Source organism: Rathayibacter sp. AY1D9 (assembly GCF_002932395.1).
In the GTDB taxonomy this organism is placed as follows: domain Bacteria; phylum Actinomycetota; class Actinomycetes; order Actinomycetales; family Microbacteriaceae; genus Rathayibacter.
On the sequence record NZ_PSVQ01000065.1, the window covers coordinates 1 to 6352 of the forward strand.

Genomic DNA, 6352 nt, shown 5'->3' on the forward strand with positions numbered 1-6352 from the left:
GCGTCCGCCCCTCCGTCCCGGTCCGCTCCGTCCCGGTCCGCTCCCGCCCCGCTCCGGCTGGCGGACGCCCCCGCCGCGCAGGAGAGCCGTCGAACTCGAGAGATCACGACCGGACGACCTCCACGTGGTTCACGTTCTCCGCCGCCCGCCGCCCGCCGCGTCCGTCGGCACTCTCCTGCCCCGTCCTCTCCGGCCCCGGCCCCGCGGACGCTCCGCTCCCGCCGTCTCAGGCCGCGAGTCCGCCGAACAGCAGTGACACCGTCATCGCGATGACGACCGAGTCGAAGGCGGACGCGATGACGACGTTCGCGCGCACCAGGCGCCAGCCCTCTCTCGAGCGGATCTCGGCCGAGACCGTGGCCGCCGTCGTGGACAGCAGGAGCGCGAGGGTCACGTCGTCACTGAAGTGCGGCGCCTCCTCGAAGGCGAAGCGCACCTGCGACCGCCGGGGCGACCGCGACTCGAGGCGCAGGCAGGCCTGTGCGACCGAGAGGACCATCAGCACCCACGAGCTCGCGACGGCGAGCAGGGCGGCGGCGAGGGAGAGGGGCTCGCCGCGGGACTCCGTCCTCTGCGCGATCGCCACCGTGACCGCGATCGCCACCGTGACCACGATCGCCGGCACCGCCGCCGGCAGCGTCGTGCCGGTCACCCCGGTCGCTCCCGCCATCCGCGAGAGGAGGCGCCGCTCGCCGCGCGCCTCCTCCTCGGCGGTGCTCCGCAGCGCCTGCTCGTCGAGGCGCGAGAAGGAGGCGGCGCTTCGCAGCGCCTGCTCGTCGAGGCGCGAGAAGGAGGCGGCGCTTCGCAGCGCCTGCTCGTCGAGGCGCGAGAAGGAGGCGGCGCTCCAGCCCACGGAGAGGGCGGTGGAGCGCGGCCGGCCGAGCAGATGGACCGGAACGAGGGTCGCCGTCGCATCGACGGCCCCGTCGCCCGGAGCGAGCGTCCCCGTCGCCAGGACGAGCAGCACCACCACGATCGTGACCAGGAGGCGCACGCACACCCGGAACAGATCCGAGCGGGGTCGTCTGCGCGCGGTCATCGCCGCCCTCCCCGTCAGGGGCCCGGAGCGCGCCCCGAACAAAATCCACGCCGTTCCGTCCTGCCGCGTCCCGTGCGTTACCAGGCCATTCGTTGCAACCAACAACAAATCCCCCGCGCACCCGGCAGAATGGATCCATGACCTCACGGAGCAACTGGGCGGGCACCTACGAGTACCGCGCCGCCGCCATCATCGAGCCGGAGTCCGTCGAGGAGGTGCAGCGCCTCGTCCGCGAGAACGAGCGCGTCCGCGCCCTCGGCAGCCGCCACTCCTTCAACTCCCTGCCCGACACCCCCGGCGCACTGCTGCACCTGGGCCGCCTGGCCTCCGACCCCGTGATCGACGCCGGGGCGAGCACCGTCACCGTCGGCGGCGCCACCCGCTACGGCGTCGTCGCCGCACACCTGCACAGCAACGGCTACGCCCTGCACAACATGGGCTCGCTCCCGCACATCTCGGTCGCCGGCGCCATCGCGACCGGCACTCACGGCTCGGGCGACCGCAACGCGAACCTCTCCTCCGCCGTCTCGGCGCTCGAGCTCGTCACCGCCGACGGCTCGCTGCGCACGATCCGCCGCGGGGAGCCGGGCTTCGAGGGCGTCGTCGTCGGCCTCGGCGCCTTCGGCATCGTCACCCGCGTGACCCTCGACATCCAGCCGACCTTCGACGTCCGCCAGGACGCGTTCGTCGACCTGCCCTGGGAGCGCGTGCTCGACGACTTCGACGCGATCACCTCCTCCGCCTACAGCGTCAGCCTCATGACCCACTGGTCCTCGCCGACGGTGGAGCAGCTGTGGCTGAAGACCAAGGTGGCGGCGGGATCCGTCGCCGACGTCGACGCGACGCACCTGGGCGCGGTCGCCGCCTCCGCGAGCCTCTTCGCCGTCTCGGAGGGTGTCGACTCCAACCTGAACCCGTTCGGCGGCTCCGTCGGACCGTGGTCCGAGCGCCTGCCGCACTTCCGCCTCGACCGCGAGCCGAGCGCGGGCGACGAGATCCAGAGCGAGTACATGGTGCCGCGCGCGAACGTGCGCGAGGCGATCGTGGCGCTGCGCGCGATCGGCGAGCGGATCGACGACGTCCTGCTCATCACGGAGCTGCGGACCATGGCGGGCGACGACCAGTGGCTCTCCCCCGCCGGAGGCCGCGACAGCGTCGGCGTGCACTTCACCTTCAAGAAGGACCGCGCCGGCGTCGACGCCGTGCTCCCCGCCGTCGAGGGCGCGCTGCTGCCGCTCGGCGCCCGGCCGCACTGGGGCAAGCACTTCCTCGCCGGAGCCGACGAGATCGCGCCGCTCTACCCGCACCTCGAGGAGTGGCGCACCCTCCGCTCCGAGTGGGACCCCTCGGGCCGCTTCGCGAGCGACTTCCTCCGCGACCGCCTGCTCGGCTGAGCGGCACCCGCCCCGCGGGACCAGGCAGATTCCGCGGGACGGGGCTCACAGGACGTGGGTCGCGGGACGGGGCTCACAGGACACGGCTCGCGGGTCGCGGCTCGCGGGATGCGGGATGCGGGACGCGGCCTACAGGACGCGGGTCACAGGACGCGGCTCACAGGACGCCGCTCAGAACAGGCGGGCCGCGTCGGCGGGCTCGACGAGGTCGCGCACCAGCGCCGGGATCCGCTTCCGGAACGGGAAGAACCCCCGCGACGCCGACGGCCACGCCGCACCGTCCCAGCGGCGGCGCACGGTGACGAGCGCGACCCCCTCGTCGGCGAGAGCCGAGCGGAGCGCCTCCACCCGCTCGCCGACGGGCCCGACCGGCGCGTACGGAACGACCACGGTGTCGATCCGCTCGGAGACCGCCCAGTCGACGACCGTCGCGGCACGCGCGTCCGCCAGCACCCGCGCCGGCCGACCGCTGGAGTCGGAAGTGCGCTCGGCGGCGTCGGCGAGCGCCGCGGCGGTGAAGGCGGCGACCGCGTCGGAGACTCCGGACGGCGAGCGCCCGCCCGCGTCCCCGGCGACGGCGCACGCGACGAGGCGCTCGGCCAGACCCGGCTGCTCGGCGAGCAGGCTCTCCGCCTCGAGGTCCTCCTCGTGCAGCAGGAGGCCGGGGCGGGCGCCGACGGTCCCCACGACGTCGTCCTGCTCGAGCGGTGCCCGCGGCGGGAAGGGCTCCTCCGTCAGCGCGGGGGCTGTGGTGGCGAGGCCGCTCGGCGAGAAGCGCCCCTCCGTGTAGCGGGCGATGTTGGACGCGGAGGCGAGGTAGGTCTTGCCCGGAGTCTGCAGGCCGGCGACCCATCGCCACGACAGGGTGTTGGACGCGGCGTCGCCGTCGAGCAGGTGCCGGTAGAAGAAGTCGGCGCCGAGCTGCCAGGGCAGTCCGAGGGTGAAGATCCAGATGCTCGCGAACCACATGCGGGTGTGGTTGTGGAGGTACCCGGTCTCGACGAGCTCGCTCACCCACGCGTCCATCGCGTCGATGCCGCTGCGTCCGCCGATCGCGTCGAGGTAGCCGGGCGGAGGATCACCCGCGGAGGAGTCCGCCACCTCGCGGCGGTAGCGGCGCCAGACATCGGGGTTCTGCTCGAGCCAGCCCTTCCAGTAGGTGCGCCAGAACACCTCCTGGACGAACTTCTCCGCGGCGGTCAGCCGGTGGCGCGCGAGGACCGCGGCGACGACCTCCCGCTCGGTGACGAGGCGGTGGCGGAGGTAGGGCGAGAGTCCGGAGACGTTGTCCCGGGACGGTCCGAGGTCGTGGTTGCGGTCGCGGGCGTAGGCGGAGCCCGCGCGGGCGACGAAGTCGTCGAGCGCCTCGAGACCGGCGGCTCTGGTCGGGATGAACATCGCCCCATCATCGGCGTCGGCCCGGTGAGAACACCGGCAGCGGCCTCCCGAGTGCGCTCCGGGGACGGAGGCGCCCGCCGAGCGCTCGTCAACGGGGTGACCGGCGCCTCCGACCCGACGTAGCGTCGGAGGACGAGAGGGAGGCCGCCATGCCCCGCGAGGAACAGATCCCGTCCACCATCGAGCGCTCCGACGAGCACGCGCAGAAGCTCTGGTCGGCCGCGCACGACTCGGCCGTCGACAGCTACGGCGACGGTGAGCGCGCCCATCGCACGGCCTTCGCCGCGCTGAAGCACGAGTACGAGAAGGTCGGCGACCACTGGGAGCGCAAGGCCGAGAGCGGCCCCTCCGACTCCCGCGCCGAGGGCCACGGCCGCTCCCCCGGGGGCGAGACGGCGGGCGGAGTGGACGCGAACGCGACCAAGGCGCACCTGATGGACCTCGCCAAGCGCCTGGACGTCTCCGGCCGCTCGCGCATGACGAAGGCGGAGCTCGTCGAGGCCCTGCAGAAGGAGAGCACCCGCCGGACGCGCGACGCGCGGTGAGGCCAGGGGTGGGGCCGGGAACAGCCGCCTCGCCGAGCCCCGGCCCGCTCAGTCCAGCGCGTCCCTGATGGCCGCCATGCCCAGCTCCAGCTCGGCGAAGGTGGTCGACAGCGGCGAGAGGCCGATCCGGATGCCGTCGGGTCGGCGGAAGTCCGGCACGATCCCCTCCGCCTGCAGCCGCGGGACCAGGCCGGCGAACGACTCGTGCGCGATCGTCACGTGCGAGCCGCGCCGGGCGGGGTCGAGCGGAGTCGCCACCCGCACCCCGCGCGGCACCAGCCACGCGTCGGCCAGCTCCAGCGCGTACGCCGTCATCGCCTCCGACTTCGCGCGCACCGCGGGCATGCCCACCGAGGCGATCAGCGCGATCATGTCCTGCATCGCGAGCATCCCCGTGATCGGCGGAGTCCCGCTGAGGAAGCGCCGCATCCCCTCGGCCGGACGGTAGCCGGGTCCCATCTCGAACATGTCGGCGACGCCCATCCAGCCCTGCACCGGCTGCGCGAGCGAGCCCTGGTGCCGGGACGCGACGTACGCCCACGCGGGCGCCCCCGGGCCTCCGTTGAGGTACTTGTAGGAGCAGCCGACCGCGAGGTCCGCGCCCCACGCGTCGAGCTCGAGCGGCACGGAGCCGACGGAGTGGGAGGCGTCCCAGAGCACGAGCGCGCCGGCCTCGTGCGCCTGAGCGGTGATCGCCGCGGCGTCGGCGAGGAACCCCGAGCGGTAGGCGACGTGGCTGAGCAGCACCAGTGCCGTCCGCTCGCCGAGCGCCGGGGCGAGGTCGTCGGGGCCGACGCCGCTCCCGGGGTCGGAGTCGATCCAGCGGAGCGTGCTGCCGGTCTCGGCCGCGATGCCCTCCAGCACGTACCGGTCGGTGGGGAAGTTGTCGGTGTCCACGACGATCTCGTCGCGCCCCTGCTCCGCCTGGCGGGCGATCGCCGCGCGGGTGAGCTTGTAGAGCAGGACGGTCGTGGAGTCGGCGACGACCGTCTGCCCGGCCGCGGCTCCCAGCACCGCGGAGCCGAGGGCGTCGCCGACCTCGAGCGGCATGTCGAGCCAGCCCTCCTCCCAGCCGCGGATGAGGCGGCCGCCCCACTCCTCCTCCGCGAACCGCGCGAGCCGGGCGACGCTCGCGCGCAGCGGCCGGCCGAGCGAGTTGCCGTCGAGGTAGGAGCGGACCTCGGGGGTGCGGACGAACAGCTCGGGGCAGTGCGCGAGCGGGTCCTGGGCGTCGAGCGGATGCATGCCCTCACCCTAGGTCGCGGGTGCCGGGCGCGACGCGCGCCGCGGGGCCCCCGATGCGTGCCGCCGCGGTCCCTGACGGGTGCTGCCGGGGCCCCTGACGCTGCTCGGACGCCGCCCACCGTCCAGAAGTCGTCGCACTCGGCGTCGACTGCGACAACTCTTGAGCACTCGCGAACCCTCACCCCGGACCCTCCCCCACCGTCCAGAACTTGTCGCACTCGGCGTCGACTGCGACAACTCCTGAGCACTCGCAAGCGCTCACCCCGGAGCCTCCCCCACCGTCCAGGAGTTGTCGCACTCGGCGTCGACTGCGACAACTCCTGAGCACTCGCGAGCCCTCACCCGGAGCCCCTCCCCCCCACTGTCCAGAAGTCGTCGCACTCGGCGTCGACTGCGACAACTCCTGAGCACTCGCGGACCCGCGCACTCGAGCCGGTCGCCACTCCTCCGAAGTCGCCGTACTCGCGCTCCAGTACGGCCGCTTCCGCATCGTCGTGGAGCCGCCGGGCCCGTCCCAGCGGTCGTCGCCGAGTGCGCAGGAGTCGTCGCACTCGAGCTCGGGTGCGACGACTCCTGGACAGTCGCGGGAGCCGGAGGAGAACGGAGCAGGAGCCGGAGGAGAACGGACCTCGAGTCGGCGAACGCCCCCGGACCCGCGAGCACGGCCGCGCACCTGGGAAGTCAACGGGCGGACGTCGCGCCCCGCCCCGCCTAGCCTCCGAGGACGGCCC

General features: G+C 73.8%; 5 protein-coding genes. 2 read left to right on the forward strand and 3 right to left on the reverse strand.

Annotated features, from left to right (window positions below):
- Window positions 1-226: 226 nt before the first annotated feature.
- Window positions 227-1039, reverse strand: coding sequence for a DUF1345 domain-containing protein (locus C5C50_RS16370; protein WP_104273934.1), 813 nt, complete (start codon window positions 1037-1039; stop codon window positions 227-229).
- Between the two features lie 137 nt (window positions 1040-1176).
- Here C5C50_RS16370 and C5C50_RS16375 point away from each other — a divergent pair, with 137 nt between their 5' ends.
- Window positions 1177-2433 carry a D-arabinono-1,4-lactone oxidase gene (locus tag C5C50_RS16375; RefSeq protein WP_104273935.1) on the forward strand — a complete coding sequence of 419 codons (1257 nt, stop codon included), beginning with the start codon at window positions 1177-1179 and terminating at the stop codon, window positions 2431-2433.
- 171 nt (window positions 2434-2604) lie between these two features.
- On the opposite strand, the gene C5C50_RS16380 is transcribed toward C5C50_RS16375, so the two are convergent.
- Window positions 2605-3831 (reverse strand): FAD-binding domain-containing protein, encoded by a 1227-nt coding sequence (locus tag C5C50_RS16380; protein WP_104273936.1) that lies wholly within the window; start codon window positions 3829-3831, stop codon window positions 2605-2607.
- A 149-nt stretch (window positions 3832-3980) separates the two neighbouring features.
- On the opposite strand from C5C50_RS16380, the gene C5C50_RS16385 reads away from it, so the two are divergent.
- A complete protein-coding gene (locus C5C50_RS16385; RefSeq protein ID WP_104225169.1) occupies window positions 3981-4376 on the forward strand; it encodes a ChaB family protein in 396 nt (131 codons plus the stop codon).
- Between the two features lie 48 nt (window positions 4377-4424).
- On the opposite strand, the gene C5C50_RS16390 is transcribed toward C5C50_RS16385, so the two are convergent.
- A complete protein-coding gene (locus C5C50_RS16390; RefSeq protein WP_104273937.1) occupies window positions 4425-5621 on the reverse strand; it encodes a kynureninase in 1197 nt (398 codons plus the stop codon).
- Window positions 5622-6352 lie beyond the last annotated feature (731 nt).